18 protein-coding genes are annotated in these 19,166 nt (G+C 38.2%); 2 read left to right on the forward strand and 16 right to left on the reverse strand.

Features of this window, described 5'->3' with window-relative positions; translation table 11 throughout:
* Window positions 1–4 precede the first annotated feature (4 nt).
* From BG04_RS10470 to ftsE, 5 genes are all read right to left on the reverse strand, one after another.
* Window positions 5–1,195 carry a PDZ domain-containing protein gene (locus tag BG04_RS10470; RefSeq protein WP_034648376.1) on the reverse strand — a complete coding sequence of 397 codons (1,191 nt, stop codon included), beginning with the start codon at window positions 1,193–1,195 and terminating at the stop codon, window positions 5–7.
* 162 nt (window positions 1,196–1,357) lie between these two features.
* A complete protein-coding gene (locus BG04_RS10475) occupies window positions 1,358–2,797 on the reverse strand; it encodes a S41 family peptidase (protein WP_034648371.1) in 1,440 nt (479 codons plus the stop codon).
* 173 nt (window positions 2,798–2,970) lie between these two features.
* On the reverse strand, window positions 2,971–4,179 hold the full coding sequence (locus BG04_RS10480) for a murein hydrolase activator EnvC family protein (protein ID WP_034648370.1): 1,209 nt from the start codon (window positions 4,177–4,179) through the stop codon (window positions 2,971–2,973).
* 160 nt (window positions 4,180–4,339) lie between these two features.
* Complete coding sequence (ftsX, locus tag BG04_RS10485) at window positions 4,340–5,230, reverse strand: permease-like cell division protein FtsX (protein WP_034648369.1); 891 nt, start codon at window positions 5,228–5,230, stop codon at window positions 4,340–4,342.
* Window positions 5,220–5,906: a cell division ATP-binding protein FtsE gene (ftsE, locus tag BG04_RS10490; RefSeq protein ID WP_034648368.1), complete on the reverse strand. Its 687-nt coding sequence runs from the start codon at window positions 5,904–5,906 to the stop codon at window positions 5,220–5,222. The genes ftsX and ftsE overlap by 11 nt, the downstream gene beginning before the upstream one ends.
* Before the next feature lie 338 nt (window positions 5,907–6,244).
* Here ftsE and BG04_RS10495 point away from each other — a divergent pair, with 338 nt between their 5' ends.
* Window positions 6,245–6,781 (forward strand): flavodoxin family protein, encoded by a 537-nt coding sequence (locus tag BG04_RS10495; protein WP_013085415.1) that lies wholly within the window; start codon window positions 6,245–6,247, stop codon window positions 6,779–6,781.
* Window positions 6,782–6,806: 25 nt separating this feature from the next.
* Here BG04_RS10495 and cccB read toward each other — a convergent pair whose 3' ends face one another.
* From cccB to secA, 6 genes are all read right to left on the reverse strand, one after another.
* Window positions 6,807–7,121: a cytochrome c551 gene (cccB, locus tag BG04_RS10500; RefSeq protein ID WP_013059743.1), complete on the reverse strand. Its 315-nt coding sequence runs from the start codon at window positions 7,119–7,121 to the stop codon at window positions 6,807–6,809.
* Window positions 7,122–7,245: 124 nt separating this feature from the next.
* The gene (tatC, locus tag BG04_RS10505) at window positions 7,246–7,962 is read right to left on the reverse strand and encodes a twin-arginine translocase subunit TatC (protein ID WP_034648361.1); all 717 of its coding nucleotides are present in this window, start codon (window positions 7,960–7,962) and stop codon (window positions 7,246–7,248) included.
* 59 nt (window positions 7,963–8,021) lie between these two features.
* Window positions 8,022–8,240 carry a twin-arginine translocase TatA/TatE family subunit gene (locus BG04_RS10510; RefSeq protein ID WP_034648359.1) on the reverse strand — a complete coding sequence of 73 codons (219 nt, stop codon included), beginning with the start codon at window positions 8,238–8,240 and terminating at the stop codon, window positions 8,022–8,024.
* 26 nt (window positions 8,241–8,266) lie between these two features.
* The gene (locus BG04_RS10515; RefSeq protein WP_370511582.1) at window positions 8,267–10,000 is read right to left on the reverse strand and encodes an alkaline phosphatase D family protein; all 1,734 of its coding nucleotides are present in this window, start codon (window positions 9,998–10,000) and stop codon (window positions 8,267–8,269) included.
* A gap of 308 nt (window positions 10,001–10,308) precedes the next feature.
* Window positions 10,309–11,407, reverse strand: a protein-coding gene (prfB, locus tag BG04_RS10520; protein ID WP_114324550.1) for a peptide chain release factor 2 whose coding sequence is annotated in 2 segments (ribosomal slippage) — window positions 10,309–11,343 and window positions 11,345–11,407 — 1,098 coding nt in all. Because the reading frame shifts where the segments join, the coding sequence is not laid out codon by codon here.
* Window positions 11,408–11,506: 99 nt separating this feature from the next.
* Window positions 11,507–14,023 carry a preprotein translocase subunit SecA gene (gene secA, locus BG04_RS10525; RefSeq protein WP_034648353.1) on the reverse strand — a complete coding sequence of 839 codons (2,517 nt, stop codon included), beginning with the start codon at window positions 14,021–14,023 and terminating at the stop codon, window positions 11,507–11,509.
* Between the two features lie 226 nt (window positions 14,024–14,249).
* Between secA and BG04_RS10530 the strand changes: the two genes are divergently transcribed.
* Window positions 14,250–14,654, forward strand: a complete 405-nt coding sequence (locus tag BG04_RS10530; protein WP_016765889.1) for a GNAT family N-acetyltransferase — start codon at window positions 14,250–14,252, stop codon at window positions 14,652–14,654.
* 71 nt (window positions 14,655–14,725) lie between these two features.
* Here BG04_RS10530 and hpf read toward each other — a convergent pair whose 3' ends face one another.
* From hpf to BG04_RS10555, 5 genes are all read right to left on the reverse strand, one after another.
* Window positions 14,726–15,277, reverse strand: coding sequence for a ribosome hibernation-promoting factor, HPF/YfiA family (gene hpf, locus BG04_RS10535; protein WP_013059750.1), 552 nt, complete (start codon window positions 15,275–15,277; stop codon window positions 14,726–14,728).
* Window positions 15,278–15,466: 189 nt separating this feature from the next.
* Window positions 15,467–15,868 carry a flagellar protein FliT gene (gene fliT / locus BG04_RS10540; protein WP_234943174.1) on the reverse strand — a complete coding sequence of 134 codons (402 nt, stop codon included), beginning with the start codon at window positions 15,866–15,868 and terminating at the stop codon, window positions 15,467–15,469.
* A complete protein-coding gene (gene fliS, locus BG04_RS10545) occupies window positions 15,808–16,209 on the reverse strand; it encodes a flagellar export chaperone FliS (protein ID WP_025752547.1) in 402 nt (133 codons plus the stop codon). The genes fliT and fliS overlap by 61 nt, the downstream gene beginning before the upstream one ends.
* Window positions 16,210–16,225: 16 nt before the next feature.
* Entirely contained in the window at window positions 16,226–18,028 is a 1,803-nt protein-coding gene (locus BG04_RS10550; RefSeq protein ID WP_034648350.1) for a flagellar hook-associated protein 2, read from the reverse strand.
* 202 nt (window positions 18,029–18,230) lie between these two features.
* Window positions 18,231–18,911, reverse strand: a complete 681-nt coding sequence (locus BG04_RS10555; protein ID WP_016765892.1) for a hypothetical protein — start codon at window positions 18,909–18,911, stop codon at window positions 18,231–18,233.
* Between the last annotated feature and the right edge of the window lie 255 nt (window positions 18,912–19,166).

The following is a 19,166-nucleotide window of genomic DNA, read 5'->3' on the forward strand; positions in this document are numbered from 1 at the left end:
TCTTTTAACCAGCTTGTGAATCACGTTTTGTATAATTGTGTACAAACAAAATACCTAGTTCATGATGTTCGTTGTCATACAATGCTCGCTGAGTAAAGCGAACTTCTCCATTTTCGTCAATAACTTCTAGCTTACAAAAAGCACGGTTATTAACTTGTAATGCTTCATAAAATTTATGGACTTCAGATACAGCGATTCCATTTACCTTAATAATCACTTCTCCTACTTTCAAACCCATTTTCTCTGCCGGAGAATGAGGGATGATTCCTAACACAACCAAACCTTGTGTACGCTTAGTAAATAGTGCGGGCGCTTTTTCATCGCTCAGACGCTGCTGCAAACGAATCCACTCTCTTCCTATGATCGCTAGAATAACAACAGCTACAGCGGCAAGAGGATAAAAAATGGCAGCAATCGTAATGACCGTTAATCCCACGCCTAATGCTAATACACGCTTACCGGTAAATTCAATAGATTTAAACGGCACCATACTTTGAATTCGCTGATAAAAACCGATAGCAAAAGGAACAAAAAACAGGCTAAATGACGTTCCGTCAATAGATAACACAGGCCACCATGGAAACACAGACGTAATGGCGCTGCCTGGAATTAAGACAAAAAGCGGGACAACCCATAATTTTTGAGAGTAATGAGCTCCAATTTCCTGCCCTCTTTTACTTTTCACAATGGCTGGAGACGTACCTTTTGCTCCAAATTTCCAAATTAAATATCCTTCTGCTAATACAAGCAGAGACATTAAAATAGTCAGAGAAGGTAAATCTGCGTTATGAGCTTGCACAGACCACGTTTGAATAAATCCTTCACCGAAACCAGATGCCGGAATAACCAAGGTTGCAAGCACAGCCAGTCCTACGGTGTAAGAAGGAGAAAGCCATTTAAACGTCCAAGGGCCGCTTATGATAAAAGTTAAAACAGCTACAAGTACAATCATTCCTATAGATACATAGACACCTAGCAACACGGTAACAACGGATAAAATCAACCCAATAATGATACCTGGAAAAAATAAATATTTTGCTTCTAAAATAAAATCAAACACGCGAACATGAAAATTCTGACGCTCTCTCTTGACGCGAGAAAGACCTACAAAAAACGAGACGAGCAGAAATAAATAAGTTAACGGATGTAAAAACAAACGTCCGATACCTTTTAAAAGCTCTAATGCAAAATCCATTTTTTCACCACCTGTATTTTTCACATTTTTATTACAACATTTACGATTGATTGTTATGTATCATAGGCTTCTTTATTTTATCAAAATGCATCACTAACCGACAATGTTGTTTTTACTAAAAAAGTTCCGTGCTTTGGAAAAGCACGGAACTTTTTCTACTTCTTATTGACTAGCTAGCTTTAAAGCCGTTTGAAGCTGACGATCTTCATCTTTTGATTTAATTTTTTCTAGAAGTTTTGTTTGTAAAAGCGCTGCTGTATCTTCATCGATTTCACCTGTAGCTTTTTGCTTATTGGTTTTTTGGAATGCAGTTACAGCTGTTTCTGTCTCTTTACTAAAGTATCCGTCTGTACGTCCAGGTTCAAAGCCAAGGCCTTTTAGCATCACTTGAGCATTCTTCACTTGGTCACCTGTCATATCACGTGTTAATGGCTTTTTATCAACTTGAATTGGATTTGCATAATAATAATCCGGCTGCTTGACTTCTACTGTTGGCTTTATACCTTTTTCGTTAATCCAGTTTCCATCAGGCGTTAGCCATTTATAGAACGTTAATTTTAAATTACTGCCGTCTTCCATTGGAACAGCTTGTTGAACGGTTCCTTTTCCATAGGATTTTTCACCGACTAGCTTGTATCCTCCTGCTTCTTTTAATGCCCCGGCAAGAATTTCAGAAGCGGATGCACTCCCTCCATCAATCAAGGCCACAATTGGATAATCCTTTTGCTTTTTCATTGAAGAAACCACTTTTTGACGTTCACCGTTACGATCTTCAATTTGGATATATGGCTTTTTATTCGTTACTAATTTATCAAGCATTTTTTCAACGCTCGTTAAATAGCCACCAGGATTTCCCCGAACGTCTAGAACTAAGCCATCGATATTTTTATTTTCAAGTTTTTTCAACTGTTTCGTAAATTCGTCTCCCGTTGATTCAGAGAATGACGTAATTTCCATGTAGCCAATTTTTTTATTGTTTACATTTTTAACAGAAGAATAGACGGTTTCAATTGGAATCTCATCTCTTACAACTTTTACTTTCATCGTTTCTTTCACGCCCGGTCGTTGAACATCTAATGTCACGGTAGAGCCTTTTTTACCGCGAATTTTTAATACTGCTTCATTCAATTCCAGACCCGCGATACTTTTACCATCGATCTTTAAAATCTGATCATTTGGTTTTAATCCTGCTTTTTCCGCAGGAGATTGTTTAAACGGAGCTACGATTGTTACTTTTCCATCTACCATGCTTACTTCAGCGCCAATTCCCTCAAACGATGAATCAAGAGACTGCGTGAATTGCTGTGCCGTTTTCTTATCCATGTAAGATGAGTGAGGGTCTCCTAAGGTTTGTACCATCCCTTGGATTGCGCCATCTAATAATTTTTTGTCATCTACATCTTTGTAATATTTTGAAGATATCAGTTCATAAGCTTGCTTGATTTTGTCTAGCTCTTCCTTTTCCACTTTACTATCATTTGAAGAAGTTGTAAGGGGGGTACTGACCGTTCCAGCATTTGCATACTGAATGCCAAAATATGTACCAGCTGCTCCAACAACTAAGGAGAGTGCCATTAATAGTGCAACGATTTTCCGATTCAAGTTCTTTCATCCTCCTCAACCTTAAGCCATCTCTTCTTATTATAATAGATACAACCAAAACTATGTAATAAAAAGGATGCATGTGTTATTTGTAGCAAAAGGCACCACACAAATCAAGTGCGATGCCTTTTTGTTAAACTATATGTTGAGCTTGTACCACGTATGCTAGGAACTTAAAATTTAATATAACTTTCAGGGTTTACAGCGGAACTTTTACCTTTCCAATCGCCTTTATGCAATTCAAAATGCAGGTGAGCACCAAACGAACGTCCTGTGTTCCCTATATAACCTAATTGTTGACCTTTATTGATAGATTGACCGCTTGAGACGCTGTAGCTCTCTAAATGGGCATAAACTGTAACCCACGTCTGACCTTCTACATTGTGACGAATAAATACGGCATTACCAAAAGAAGAAGAGTGATATGCTCTAATTACCTTTCCGCTTGCTGCGGCTACAACTGGCACACTTTCTCCTCGCTTTCCAATATCAATACCATAGTGTCCTCTTCCAAACGTTTCTCGATACCCAAAATGAGATGTTACCGGGCCCTTTGCTGGCCTCATAAACGACCCGCTTGTAACAGGGGGTGCCTCCTCCGTTGCCCCGGCTTTTTCAATTTCTTGCTGTTGAGCTTGTACTGCATTTTTTTGATCAGCTAAAATAGAAGCTTGCTCTTCTAATCCAACGGCTTCTTCATTAAATTCTTTTTCCTGATCTTTGAGCGTTTGCATGAGCTGATTCTTTTCATCCACTTGTTTTTGCAGCTGCGCACGAAGATTTTTAAGCTCTTCAAGCGCTTGATTTACTTCCGTTAGCTTGTTTTGAACTTTTGTTTCTTTCTCTTCTTTTGCCTTTTTATCGGCTTCATGCTGCATTAACAAATCACGGTCAGCCCCTACAATTGTCGAAACCGCACTCACTCTGCTAATAAAGTCTCCGAAGCTTTCAGAGCCTAGCAGTACATCTATGTAATCCACAGACCCGCCATTTTCTTGTAAAGCCCGAGCACGTTTTTTTAATAGCTCATTTTGTTTTTCAATTCGTTTTTTTACAACGTCAATCTCGCTTTTCAGCTTTTCGACGTCTTGCTTTGCTTTTTCTACTTCAGATTCACGGCTGCGGATATCTGCATTCGTTTGTCCGACTTCTGAATCCAAGCGCGCAATCTCAGCTTCTTCATTTTTTTGCTTTTCTTGAACCTCTTTTAATTTCTCTTTATTTTGATTAATATTTTGGTTCACATCATCACTTTTTTTCTCTAAATCACTGAGTTTAGTAGTGCTGGCACTTTGTGCATAAGCAATTTTTTCATTACCTATCCAAGCCGCACTTAGTCCAACTAAAACTGCTGCTGTCATTACTAATGTCTTACGTGTCATTTGTTTCTCCCCATCTGCACATATTTCCCCGTATAAACGGGCATTAGCAAGACCCCCATTAGCACTTTTTTCTATTTTTATGTGTAATTACACAACAACCTCACATTTGATAAACATCAAATGTGAGGTTGTTGTAATCTATTATGTTAAAAATCTATTCTTATTTTCGCAAGAACTTACGGATGGATAATGTACTTCCCCACATCCCAATTAGACCGCCGATTAACAGTAACAGTAGCGATACTTGAAGCACGAATGGAAAGGCAGGTAAAAGTTCAAAGAATCCATCAAATTTAGGTTGAACTTCATTATATAAAACGCTGTATACACCGATAATAACTGCAATTGGCACAATAGAACCAAGCAATCCTAAAAACAGACCTTCAATAAAGAACGGCCAGCGAATAAAGGAGTTTGTGGCTCCAACTAAGCGCATAATTTCAATCTCTTCACGGCGAGCTACAATCGTAATTTTAATTGTATTTGAAATTAGGAACATTGCTGTAAATAGAAGCCCTAAAATCAGCACTACTCCGATATTACGAGCTACTTTCAGCACTTTAAATAACTTTTCAACTTGATCTTGGCCGTATTGAACTTTTGCTGCATACGGATATTTCTCAATTTGTTTAGCTACTTTTGCGACATCAGTCGGCTCTTTTGTTTTAACAACAAATACATCATTTAATGGGTTTTGCTGTTCAAACGGTTCAAAAGCTTGTCCTTCATCACCCATACTATTAATCAAATCTTTTAACTCTTTATCTTTAGAAGAAAACGTCACCGTATCAACTTGCTTAATTGCATCTAGCTTTTCCTTCATTGCTTTTCGATCATCTGCTGTCGCTGCAGCATCAACGTGAACGCGAATTTCCACATCATTTTCAATCAATTTAGCAATGTGGTTTAAATTCATCATCAACATAAAAAATACGCCTACAAGCAAGAGCGTCACGGTAACAGCACTTGCAGATGCGAATGTCATCCAGCCGTTTCTTCCTAAACTTTTAGATCCTTCACGTAAGTGGCGACCGAATGTCCTAGCCTTCATATCCGTATTCACCTCTTACTTCATCGCGCACAACATTCCCATTTTCAATCGCAATTACGCGCTTTCGAATTGTATTTACAATTTCACGGTTATGCGTTGCCATTAAAATAGTCGTACCGCGTTTATTAATCTCCTCAAAGATATCCATAATTTCCCACGAAGTCTCCGGATCAAGATTCCCTGTCGGTTCGTCGGCGATGACAACCTTAGGACTATTCACAATTGAACGCGCAATAGACACACGCTGCTGCTCTCCTCCAGATAGTTCATCAGGGAAAGAATCGATTTTACCCTTTAACTTAACAAGCTCTAGCACCTCTAGCACTCGCTTTTTAATTTCTTCGGGACTTTGCTCAATTACTTCTAGTGCAAAAGCAATGTTTTCGTAGACCGTTAATTTTGGAAGCAGCTTGAAATCTTGAAAGACTACACCAATATGACGTCTAAAGATAGGAACTCTGCTATCTTTTATTTTTGCTACATTTGCACCGTTTACAATGATATTTCCTGAAGAAGGCTTTTCTTCACGATACATCATTTTAATAAAAGTGGATTTTCCTGCTCCACTTGGTCCTACGATATAAGCAAACTCACCTTGATTAATCTTGATGCTAATGCCATTGATTGCTTTTACACCGTTCGGATACGTTTTATATACATTTTGCATTTCAATCATAAGTAATCACCTAATCAAGTGTGTTATTTTAATACTATGTAAAACTTGTCAAAATACGACAAAACTCTACAATTCAAACCAAAAATTCGACTCTTCTCACGCGCTTTCTCATTATAACATCACTCTTCGTGAAAATAAGCCCCAAAAATATTACATTTTTATTTCAAATATGACATAAGTAGGATATTTTTAGCAAGGTATGAGAATTTATCCTTATTTATAATTCTGTTGTTTTTTGCTGTTCATTTTTTACGAATATCGTTAGACAAAGCAGATTCATGTCTACTTTTTTTACAAACAAGGTATGATAAATAAGAAAAACGATGAGGAGGGATAACATGATCACCATTTATGGAAGTTCACGAGAAAACGGAAATACGGAGGAATTAGCTAAAGCAGTCTTAAAAGATATCAATACGGAAGAAGTTTACTTGCGCCGGCATACCATTAATCCCATTACTGATATGCGTCACGATGAACTTGGATTTACCAATCAACAAGATGATTATTATGATATAGCGAAAAAGATGGCAGCGCACGACACTATTTTATTTGTTACGCCTCTTTACTGGTACGGTATGAGCGGATTAATGAAGAACTTTGTGGATCGTTGGTCTGAAAGTCTTAGAGATTCGACAATCAACTTTAAAGAACAAATGAAAAATAAGCGCGTGTATGTATTAGTAGTAGGGGGCACAGGTGCATCTGTAAAAGCTCTTCCTCTTATTATGCAATTTCAATACATTGTCGATTTTATTGGCTCTTCCTTTAGCGGATACATCATTGGAGAAGCCAATGCACCTGGAGACATAGCAAAAGATGTCAAAGCTCAAAAGCAAGCCATTGTCTTAAACCAAGAATTAAAGCAGCTTTAACACAAAAATAAGACGGGTATCCGTCTTATTTTTTCTTTGCCAGCCAAGCAGCAACTTTCTTTGCATCTTCTTCATTAATTAGTCCCTTTGGCATACCGCCTTGACCATTATTGATAATGTTTTCAATTTCAGCTTCTGAGTGCTTGCTGCCTACATGCTGCAAGCTTGGTCCATTCGCTCCTCCTAAATCTACTCCGTGACAGCCTGTACAGTTTTTCTTCACAATGTCTTCTGCACTCGCTGAAGATTCACCAGCAGATTCATTTTTAGAGCTTCCTCCGCCGCACGCGGACAAAACAAGCGCTAGACCGATTGTTAACGTCAGTAATACTTTTTTCAAGCCTTCTCCCCCTTGCTGTAGAGTTTTCACTCTATTATAACCTACTCCAGAATGTTTAAAACACTCTGTTTACAAGGACTTTGTTTCAATTTCATGAATTCTCTCATCACACTTATGTATACGATTAAGCAATTGATTCGTTTCCTAAACGTTTTTTGTATACTACGCGTGAAATTGTCACACTGAGCTCATATAAAAGCAGAAGCGGGACAATGACTAAAATATCCGAAATAAAATCAGGAGGAGTAATAAGTACGGATATCACAATTAAAGCAAAATAAGAGAGCTTCCTTGCTTTAGCTAATCTTAATGGGTTTAGAACCCCTAAGCGCGTTAAGAATAGAACAACTAAAGGCATTTCAAATAAAAACCCAAACGGTAAACACAGATTAAGCATAAAACGGAAATAATGCTCCGCCGTAAACATCAGTGAAAACTGATCATTCGATAAGCCCGTTAAAAATGCTAAAACCATTGGAAATAAAACAAGATAACCGAACCCCAGTCCGCTTACAAACAAAAGAAAAAAGAATGGAATGAAGGTAATCAGAACCTTATATTCTTCCTTTTTTAACCCGGGTGAAACAAACCGAAATACTTGATAAGCAGCTACTGGAAGTGTAAAAGCCAGCGCAAAAACAAATGCAATCACCATATAAATCCATACGATTTCACTTGGTCCAAGTACCGCAAGCTTGCCGTCCAAATCTTTTACTAGCCAGTGATAAATATCTTGCACAAATACAAAACTAACAATAAGTAAAACTACAAATGCACAAAGTGTTTTAATAATACGAACACGCAATTCTTCAAGGTGCTCCATCAAGCTCATTTCTCCCATTGTCTTTCTCTCCTTTCTGACAAGTAGAAATAGACGAGTTTCCTCGTCTATTTCCTTACTTACAATGTGGATTCCTTCCCTTTTTGTTCAGAAACGGTTGCGGTCTGCTTTTCTTTAACACTTTCATCATCTGATACGAGCCCTTTTGCTGCTCCTTTAAATTCAGTTAATGTTCGTCCAAACGCTCGTCCAACTTCCGGCAGCTTAGACGGTCCAAAAATTATTAACGCAATGACTAAAATAATAACCAAACCAGGGATTCCAATATTAGAAAACATACTTGACCTCCTTTTTCTTACTTAGTTTACTGCTGAACTTTTTCTTTCTTTTTCAACTCTTGTTTTTCATGTGCTTTCCCGTGTGCCCGCATACGATCTTCCTCTACTTCCTTAGAAATCTTTAGTCCACGCGGCACGTTATTTACTTCAACTTCCGTCATACCTTTTCCATCTTTTTTATATTGAAAGGAAGCTCGAGTTGAAATTTCTGCACCAGGCTCTGTTACAAAAGGCACAACGCGATAATCGGCTTGCCATATATCAGGAGTTACCGTACACCTTACATATCCTCTATAATCATTAAAAAATGTGAGGTGTGGATTTTGACTTAAAATTTTATCCGTGTCTGCTCGTTTATCTGCTCCGTTCCCTCCGGAAGTGATGGAGGTGCCGATGAACTCTGCACCAATAATTCTTGAATTAAGGTTAGCAAAATCCGCGTATAAGTTAGAAGCCCAGTTAGCGTGTACATCTCCAGTTAGTACAATGACGTTGTCCAACTTTTTCTTTTCAATAAAATCAATGACGCGCTGACGATTCGCCGTATACCCATCCCATGCATCCATGCTGTATGTAGGCTTAGCAGCCGTTCCAAATTTTCTTGGCGCAAAGAAAATTTGTTGAGCCAGTACGTTCCAATGACACGCTGACTTTTCAAGATTAGTAAACAGCCATTTTTCTTGTTCATTCCCCAATAGCGTACGTTTGGGATCAAGAGATTCTGGCGTTTGCGGCTTTGTTCCGTCTCCGTTTGCTTGATCGTCTCTGTATTGACGCGTATCCAACACTTGAAAAGAAGCTAATTTCCCATATGAAAAGTCACGATATAATCTCATATCCGCTCCGTGAGGCAAGGATGTTTGACGCAAAGGCATGTGTTCGTAATAAGCTTGATAAGCTGCCGCACGGCGTTGAATAAATGCTTCTACTGATTGGCCTTTTTCAGGAATTACATTTGCATAATTGTTTTCTACTTCATGGTCATCCCACGTCACAATCCATGGAAAAACAGCGTGAGCAGACTTCAAATTGGCATCTGCCCTGTACTGAGCATGCCTGTTTCGATAATCTTGCAGCGTTTGAATTTCTGCGCTGCTGTGAGTACGAACGTTTCCGCTTGCAGCCACGTACTCGTTTGGTCCATATTCATAGATGTAATCGCCCAAATGAACGACAAAATCTAATTGTTCTTTAACCATATGCTCATAGGCTGTAAAGTACCCATGTTCATATTGCTGACACGAAGCAAATGCAAACGTCATACTGGCTACTTCTTCATTTGCTGAAGGAAGTGTTTTTGTTTTTCCAACCGGGCTTAACTCATGGCCGCTTTTAAATCGATAATAATAAATATGACTCGGCTTCAATCCTTTTACATCAACGTGAACCGAATGAGCAAGTTCAGGTCTAGCCACTTCTGTTCCTCGTTTGACAATTCGATGAAAGTCTTCATCTTCACTAAGCTCCCATTTTACTGGAATAGGTTGATTAGGCATTCCCCCGCCATTCAATGGGTCTGGTGCTAATCTTGTCCAAAGAACAATGCTATCTGCTAAAGGGTCTCCTGATGCGACGCCTAGAGTGAACGGATAACTTAAAAATTTAGGCGCTGCAGCTGAAACTTCTACTGCATTTAAACCAACAGACTGAGCAATTGTTAAGCCAAGTGATACTCCCGCTACTTTTCCAGCTCCTTGTAAAAAACGCCGTCTATCAAACCCTTTACTCGAAGAAAAGCTATTCTGTTTCACTTGCTCTATTAATTCGTTTAACGATTTATTTTCCACTGCACATGCCCCTTCCTCATGATTTAACTCAAATTATAAATACTGTTTGTAAAAGGAATATAAAGGATTGTAAAGAAGCACTTACTGCAAAACAGGTATTTTTAACCATTTTATTTCATTGACAAAATAATTGAACTGACGACAGCAACCTTTAAATTTCTTCATTTTCTTAATTTTCTTTTTAACAATAGTTCTTTACGCTCGTTTTTCTTCATCCAAATTTTACAAAGTCCAACAACTAAAAAAAGGCAGCATACCTAAGTATGCTGCCTGCCTCTTAATTAAATATGAGAACGTAAATACGCATCGATAAACGGATCTAGATCTCCATCCATTACGCTTTGCGTGTTTCCGACTTCCGTATTTGTGCGGTGATCTTTTACTAATGAATACGGATGGAATACGTACGAACGAATTTGACTTCCCCATCCAATATCTTTTTGTTCTCCGCGAATTTCAGCTAGCTGTTCTTGCTGCTTTTCAATTTCTAATTGATACAGCTTAGATTTTAACATCTTCATTGCTTGCTCACGGTTTTTAATTTGTGAACGTTCTGTCTGACAAGATACGACTACATTAGTTGGGAGGTGAGTAATACGAACAGCTGAATCTGTTGTATTGATATGCTGACCTCCCGCACCACTTGCACGATACGTATCAACCTTCAAATCTTCCGTACGAATATCAATTGAAATTTCATCATTAAATTCCGGCATTATGTCGCACGATACGAATGATGTATGACGACGGCCTGATGAATCAAACGGAGAAATACGAACGAGACGATGAACGCCTTTTTCAGCTTTTAAATACCCGTACGCATTATGACCTTTAATTAAAAGCGTTACACTTTTAATACCAGCTTCATCTCCAGGTAAGTAATCAAGCGTTTCTACTTTGAAACCTTTTTTCTCCGCCCAGCGCGTATACATACGTAGTAACATTGAACCCCAATCCTGTGATTCTGTTCCACCAGCACCTGGGTGCAGTTCTAAAATGGCATTATTTTTATCATACGGCTCGCTTAAAAGCAGCTGTAATTCAAAGTCATTCATGCCTGATATAAGCTCTTTTAATTCACTAACTAGTTCTTCTGCTAAATCTTCATCGTATTCTTCTTTTACAAGTTCATGAGACACTTGCAAATTTTCATATGTTTCATCCAAGTGGTTAAATTGATTTACTGCATCTTTCAAACCATTGGCTTCATTAATAACAGTCTGAGCTGCCTGCTGGTCATTCCAAAAATTTGGATCAGCCATAGTCTCATCTAATTCATCGATACGAGCTTGTTTTGTATCGAGGTCAAAGAGACCCCCTAAAGTCCGCTAATCGCTTAGCTGTTTTGTCAAGTTCTTGCTTAATTTCTACTAAATCCATGAGTTGAACACCTCTATTTTATTTTTGACGCACAGGAAGGAAATGAGAAGACTCATTTCCTTCCTGTACTAATTCATTCTATACTAATTGACTCTTACTTTATGATTCTTTACCGCAGCAGTTTTTATACTTTTTGCCACTTCCGCAGATACAAGGATCATTTCGGCCAACTTCTATTGCATTTACTTTTGGCTTCTTCTTAGCCGGCGCGTCTCCTTCTTTTGGATGAACAGCCGCCTGACCTTGCGCTACCTCTTGACGCTCAAGGTTGTTGTTAATTTCTGCTTTCATGATATACTTCGTCACTTCTTCTTCAATGCTTGCAATCATATTTTCAAACATCGCAAAACCTTCCATTTGGTATTCGCGAAGAGGATCTGTTTGGCCATACGCACGAAGGTGGATACCTTGGCGAAGCTGATCCATCGTATCGATATGATCCATCCATTTAGAATCAACTGCTCTAAGAACAACAACTTTTTCAAATTCACGCATTTGTTCTTCAGGGAGCTGCTCTTCTTTTTCATTATAACGAGCTTTTGCATGATCTACCAGCAGTTCTACCATTTCTTCAGGCTCTTTACGGCGAAGATCTTCTTCTGTGACTTCACCTTCCTCAAGAACATTAGCATTTACGTAATCAATAATCGCTTGTAAATTCCATTCTTCTTCTAATTCTTCACGCGGTGTGTTTACTTCAACCACACGCTGTAGAGTTGATTCAATCATACGTTCTACAATCGCACGCAGGTTGTCTGAATCAAGTACTTCAAAGCGCTGTTTGTAAATAACTTCACGCTGTTGACGAAGCACGTCATCATATTGAAGCAATTGTTTACGCGCATCGAAGTTATTACCTTCAACGCGTTTTTGAGCGGATTCAACAGCTCTTGTTACAATTTTACTTTGAATTGGCTGTGAGTCATCCATACCAAGGCGATCCATCATTGCCATCATATTATCTGAACCAAATCGGCGCATTAATTCATCTTCCATGGATAGATAGAATTGAGATACCCCTGGATCCCCTTGACGTCCAGCACGTCCGCGAAGCTGATTATCAATACGGCGTGATTCATGACGCTCTGTACCAATTACAGCAAGACCTCCAGCTTCAACGACACCTTCACCTAGTTTGATATCTGTACCACGACCGGCCATATTTGTTGCGATTGTTACCGCACCTTTGTGACCCGCATTTTCGATAATATCCGCTTCACGCTCATGCTGTTTTGCATTTAAAACGTGATGAGGAATGCCTTTTTTCTTTAATAAAGCTGATAAAATTTCAGATGTTTCAATCGCAACTGTACCAACAAGAACAGGCTGTCCTTTTGCGTGGCGCTCAGCAATATCATCTACTACCGCATTAAACTTGCCTTCCATTGACTTATAAATTAAATCTGCTTTATCATCACGTGAAATTGGCTTGTTTGTCGGAATAACAACAACGTGCATATTGTAAATATTACGGAATTCTTCTTCTTCCGTTTTAGCTGTACCCGTCATACCTGATAATTTTTCATACATACGGAAGTAGTTTTGGAATGTGATCGTAGCTAACGTCATGCTTTCATTTTGAATCTCAACATTCTCTTTAGCTTCGATAGCTTGATGCAAGCCGTCGCTAAAACGTCTTCCTTTCATTAAACGACCAGTAAATTGGTCAACGATTACGACCTGATCTTCATCAATTACGTAATCCACATCATTTTGCATCGTTACATGTGCTTTAAGCGCTTGGTTGATGTGATGGTTTAGCGCTACGTGTGAAATATCAAATAAGTTTTCAATGCCAAATGCGCGCTCTGCTTTTGACATACCTTCTTCGGTTAGCTGAACGCTTTTTGTTTTGATATCAAAAGTAAAATCGGTTTCTTTATCAAGCGTGCGAACGAATGCATTAGCTTGAATATAAAGAGCAGTCGATTTCTGCGCGCTGCCGGATATAATAAGCGGCGTACGTGCTTCATCAATTAAGATAGAGTCAACTTCATCGATTACGGCAAAATGAAGCGGACGTTGAACCATTTGTTCTTTGTAAAGCACCATGTTATCACGTAAATAGTCAAATCCGAGTTCATTATTTGTACTATACGTAATATCCGCTGCATATGCTTCTTGCTTTTCTTCACGCGTTAAATGGTTTAAATTTAAACCTACTTTCAAGCCTAGGAATTCATATAAACGACCCATTTCACTAGCGTCACGGCTCGCTAAGTATTCATTGACTGTTACTACATGTACACCTTTTCCTGTAATGGCGTTTAAGTATACAGGCATAGTAGCTGTCAACGTTTTACCTTCACCCGTTTTCATTTCCGAGATATTCCCTTCATGCAGAGAAATACCCCCCATTAGCTGAACTTTGTACGGATACATGCCTAACACACGTTTCGCTGCTTCCCGTACAACCGCAAAAGCTTCATCTAATAGGTTATCGAGCGATTCGCCATTTTGGTAGCGTTGTTGAAATTCAGCCGTTTTTTCACGAAGCTGATCGTCTGTTAAAGACGCTATTTCAGGACCTAACGCATCAATTTGGTCCGCCATTTTTTCTAAACGGCCGATTTGGCGCTGATTGCCGTCAAACACTTTTTTAAATAATCCAAGCATATTAAAACGCTCCTCTATTTATAATCAGTACATTTTATACTATTTTCATTCATATCTGTATCTTTCATTATAAAACATTCTGAGTAAAATTGTAACATTGCAGCTAAACAAGTAGCAACTTGTACCCTTTTTCGTCTGTCTCTTTACTAGTACTACTCTATTAACAAGTTATTTTCTATTGTGATTTCCCCTGCCTCACTCTTACAATAAAAAAGGGGAATGTAGAATGAATATTCAATCGATTACAAAAGAACAAGCTTGGGAAGTCCGACATACCGTCATGTGGCCTGATAAAGATTTCAGTTATATTCAGCTGAAAGATGATCCATTAGGCATTCACTATGGACTGTTTGAAGAAGGAGAGTTAAAATCAGTTGTTTCCTTATTTATAACAGGTAATGAAGCTCAATTTCGAAAATTTGCTACTCTCAAAGAAGAACAAGGAAAAGGATATGGCAGTCGTCTACTAGAGGAGGTTTTTCTCAAAGCTAAGAACCTTGGGGTACGAAAGATCTGGTGTAACGCACGAGAAAATAAAGTCTCTTTTTATCAGGCATTCAACATGAAAGAAACCACGCGTGTATTCACCAAATCTTCTACGCGCTATGTAGTGATGGAACTATTTTTTTAAGCAGCTAAAAAGCAGCGTGCGGAGGCACGCTGCTTTTACTTTACTGCTCTTGTTTAAGAGAGCCTATAATCTTAGTTTGGTTCAATCAATCCATATCGTCCATCTTTTCTTCGATATACAACGTTTGTAATGTTGGTCTCAGCGTTTGTAAACACAAAGAAACTATGTCCTAACATATTCATTTGCAAAATAGCCTCTTCACTATCCATTGGCTTTAAGTTAAATCGTTTTGTACGAACTAGCTCTAATTCATCTTCTTCAGTTGCAACTGCTACGTTCGCTTCGCTTTCTAATGCTGCGAACAGATACTTCTCAGCGCCTTTTTCACGCATTTTTCGATTTACTTTTGTTTTATGTTTACGAATTTGACGCTCTAATTTATCTAGGACAAGATCGACAGCTGCGTATAAATCACTGTGTGTCTCTTCAGCTCTCAATACGAGATCATTCATTGGGATTGTGACTTCTATTTTTTGATCGTTATTGTAGACTTTTAAGTTTACATTTACGTCAGCAGTTGGTGTTTCGTCGAAATAACGCTCTAACTTACCAAGCTTTTTCTCTACGTATTCCCTAATTGCTGGAGTCACCTCAATGTTTTCACCGCGAATGTTATACATCATGTTCGAACTCCTCCTTTAATCCATTGCTATACCTCTACAATTCTACAATACCCGACACAATCCCTTCCTAAACTATTAAAATTTTTTGAAAATTTAGTTAAAATTTATGGAACCTGAGAAAAGTTTATGAAAAAACCAAAAAAATAGACCTTCTTCATAAGAAGAAGGGTTGTATTTTTTTACGCAGGATTAATTTTTTTTATCGTAAAACATTCCATCAAACGTTTTTGTTTCGTAAGGGTTTACATATCTGTTACTATGCTTTTTTTTCGCTTTTAGCAAACGGAGATCTACCATAATTTGATGCCGAATTAAGATGAGCTTTTGATCAATTTCCTTATTCATTTCGACAATTTTCTTACCAATCGATTCATTATCCCTACTTTTTGGCGGCAGTTTCTCTATGAGGTCACGTCTTTTTAATAGAAGATACTCTAACTTTTGAATGCCTTCTTCTCGATTTTTGTCAGAAAATGTTTGAATAAGCCGATAAATCTCATCAGTTAGCTGATATAGGTCGTTAATCATATTTATGCTTGACCGCCGCTTCCATGGACTTGCTGGCGGTGAAGCTGCACGACTTGCTTCCATGTATCGCGGAATTCTGTTACATATTGTTCCGCTTCATCCAAGCTTGCTGTGTCATTTTTTGTATTTGCTTCAATTAAACACTGGTTAATATAGTCATACATAGCCATCATAGACTTAGCAACTTGCACGTTTGTATCAAGGGTAATCATTAATTCTTGAATAATATTTTGTGCTTTTAACAGATTCGTATTTTTCAGCTCAATATTTTTTTCCTGTATGCCTGTTCGTGCAAGTTTGATAAATTTTAAACACCCGTTATACAGCATAAGCGTTAACTCTCCTGGAGAAGCAGTCTGAACAGCTCCTTGCTGATACGCTTGATATGGATTATTTGCTGCCATAAACGTTCACTCCTTCTTAACTAAAATATTGCGATAACTGCGCGCTTTGAGCATTTGCATTTTGAATAGCTTTTTCCATTGCTGTAAACTGACGATAATACCGGTCCTCTACTTGTGTGAGCCTGCTTTCAAAACTAGTGATTTGGCTATTTACGCTTTTTAAATTCCGCCCAAGTAAAAATTGTTCACTTGTCCATGTTGAACGGCCAGCGCGCTGCTCAACTTTGGATACGGTTTGAGTAATCGTATCTCGTAAACGTCGTACAACCCCTTTTTCACTTGTTGTACTTCCACTTTTCATAAATAAATCCATCACAGACTGAGGATCTTTTTCAATTGCTTCTTTTAATTTAGTTCCGTCGCCTTCTATGACTAGCTTGCCTCGATCGGTATAGTTTGCGCTAGTTGAAATGCCAATGTCGGTTAGCTGCGAAAATCCTCCGCTCATTCCTGATACAGAGGCATACCAGTTAGAACGCATTTGGTTTAGCCCGCTTGATAAAATTGAGTCTCCTTTTAACAAACCGCTTTTCGCCTTTTCATCCCACTGCTCAGCTTGTTTATCGGTTAGTTTTTCTCTTTCTTCATCAGTCAAAGGCTGATAGTTCCGGTCTCTTTCTTCCGTAATCTTCCCATTAATTTTCTCAATCAGTTCATTGTATTTGGTCACGAAATCTTTAATTGTATCAAATACTTTTTGCGTATCATTACTTACGTTAACGCGCACATCTCCTGTGAAATTGTTTTGAAGAGTATAGGTAACGCCTCCCGTTGTAAATGTATTGGACTTACGAGTTGTTTCTAGACCGTTTAGCGTGAATTTTGCGTCTGTTCCTTTGGCATCACCGGCGAGCTGTAAAAAGCCCGTCAAAAATCCTCCTGAAAAAACCATGTTTGAACCATCCGCACTATCAGCAGAAGATAAATTTCCTGTATCTTTACGAGTCATGACAACTTTATTTGTTCCTTCATCGAAAAAGGCTGAAATGCCTACTTTTGAATTGCTGATTTGTGTGAGAAGGGTGTTTAATGAGGTGGAACCGTCAAATTCAAATGGCGTACTTCCCCCATCTTGAATATTTCCTGTTGCTTTGCCTGTACTATCATAAGTTGTCACAGAAAAGTTCAGCACATTTTGCTGATACGAGAACGCTTCAATTGTACTGCCGCTTGTTAATGTTGTACCAAACGTCATTTCACCTGTGTCTTCGTTAATGAATACTTCATTAGAATTTATAATTCCCGCCGCTGTTCCTATTCTTACGGTATAGGCTTTACTTGTACCATCCGTGGTAACAGATATAGAGTTTAAAGTGCCTGTGTTCTGATTTACAGCAGAAACAGCACCTTTAGCTAATTTCACTGTACTAGTATCCGCACTTAATGTTATGGCAGCTTGTTCCACTGTTTTCTCAGTCCACACACTTGAATCCATCGACCCGCGTTGAGACCACAAGCTTTTCGTCGGATCTATACTAGAATCAATACTAGTGCTAATACTCTGAGCAGCAGTCGCCATTGTCACGTTTGAAAGAGTATAAGAGGCATTTGCTGCTGAGGAAGTAGCTGCTGCTTTTACTTTCGTTTCATCCGATGAAGATACCGTTTTGGATGAATAAGAAGACTGCAAGGTCATATTAAAAGCGAGATTATTAAATTCTGATAACAGCAAGTTCATAGAGCGATAATCATCTCGCTGCCACTCTAACGTTTGCTTTTGTTTTTTCATTTTATCAATAGGCATACGTTCAGCCTTCATTAAATCACTGACCATTTGATCAATATCCATTCCACTTGCTAGCCCACTTACTCTTACCACTTACCATCACCACCGTTTTTTTATTCATCTATCCATCAACTGTTAGTCATAAAATATGAGTGTATTTTTTCGAATCTTCTTATTCGTTCATAGGTTCAACACTTCTCTATTTTGTATCGGTAAAACAAACATTTTTTTCATAGGTCAAATGGTGCAAGATAGAAAAAGCTCACTTATTTTTCTACAATAAGTGAGCTTTTTATTATTGGCCAAGCAAGTTCAGTTTCTGGGATAAATTTCTTTGAATATCCTTAGGAATAAGGTATGGTGCTAGATTTATAATATCTCGTAACGAATCAATGGTTACAGAGGCAGATAAATTTATATATTCATCCGTTGTATCTGCTTGCTCAAACGAAATGGAATCTGGCAAATTATTGAGCAGAGTAATTTCATTCATTTCTTTATCGACCGTGACATCAGAAGCCTTATCAATATTTAAGCGATCCCAGACAAGAGACATCGGAATCGGCATTCTTCCTAAATGCACGCTATTCACCTTTAAAACAAGCTTTCCATTTTCGGCATTTGGTGTTACGTCAACTATAAACTGTGATTCCATAAAAGATACTACATGTTTATTAATATAAAATTTTATATGTTTTGGAAGCAACACAGCTTCTGCTCCGTCAACCGTTTCATCATTTTCGTAAAGGTAGCTGCGCAAATAATCATTAACATCGCTCTCGCTTAATCGGTATCCTAAAATAGGAGAGCCTCCGTTCAGTTCTAGCGACGTCGCATGAGCGGACTTTTCTTGTGCCAGTGAAGATAATGAAGCAGTCTGATCAAGTTTTTCAATATTTCTGACTGGACTAACGAAAAAGTACAACCCAACTAAAAGGATAATAAATAGAAAAATAACAGCTATAAATTTTCTCAAACACATGCACCCTCTCAAACATTCTTCTTGGAATATAATACCGATTTCTCTTTTATCATACAAGATAAATAAGATGTATGTCGAAAACTTGTATAAAATGTACGTATATACCAGACGTCCCAAACGGTGAATAAGTCTACGATGAATAAATCAAGTCTTTTTAGACTTAAAAAACGACAATTTTAGTAACTTAAAGTCGATTTTTATAGGAATTTGATAATTGGCACACTTCTTGCTTATTATAAAGGTAAGGGG

Source organism: Priestia megaterium NBRC 15308 = ATCC 14581 (genome assembly GCF_000832985.1).
Lineage (GTDB): Bacteria > Bacillota > Bacilli > Bacillales > Bacillaceae_H > Priestia > Priestia megaterium.

Coding starts and splice junctions, on each gene's coding strand:
- BG04_RS10470 (WP_034648376.1), bottom strand. CDS start 1,195: ATGGATTTTGCATTAGAGCTTTTAAAAGGTATCGGACGTTTGTTTTTA.
- BG04_RS10480 (WP_034648370.1), bottom strand. CDS start 4,179: ATGACACGTAAGACATTAGTAATGACAGCAGCAGTTTTAGTTGGACTA.
- ftsX (WP_034648369.1), bottom strand. CDS start 5,230: ATGAAGGCTAGGACATTCGGTCGCCACTTACGTGAAGGATCTAAAAGT.
- ftsE (WP_034648368.1), bottom strand. CDS start 5,906: ATGATTGAAATGCAAAATGTATATAAAACGTATCCGAACGGTGTAAAA.
- BG04_RS10495 (WP_013085415.1), top strand. CDS start 6,245: ATGATCACCATTTATGGAAGTTCACGAGAAAACGGAAATACGGAGGAA.
- tatC (WP_034648361.1), bottom strand. CDS start 7,962: ATGGGAGAAATGAGCTTGATGGAGCACCTTGAAGAATTGCGTGTTCGT.
- BG04_RS10510 (WP_034648359.1), bottom strand. CDS start 8,240: ATGTTTTCTAATATTGGAATCCCTGGTTTGGTTATTATTTTAGTCATT.
- secA (WP_034648353.1), bottom strand. CDS start 14,023: ATGCTTGGATTATTTAAAAAAGTGTTTGACGGCAATCAGCGCCAAATC.
- BG04_RS10530 (WP_016765889.1), top strand. CDS start 14,250: ATGAATATTCAATCGATTACAAAAGAACAAGCTTGGGAAGTCCGACAT.
- hpf (WP_013059750.1), bottom strand. CDS start 15,277: ATGATGTATAACATTCGCGGTGAAAACATTGAGGTGACTCCAGCAATT.
- fliT (WP_234943174.1), bottom strand. CDS start 15,868: ATGGAAGCAAGTCGTGCAGCTTCACCGCCAGCAAGTCCATGGAAGCGG.
- fliS (WP_025752547.1), bottom strand. CDS start 16,209: ATGGCAGCAAATAATCCATATCAAGCGTATCAGCAAGGAGCTGTTCAG.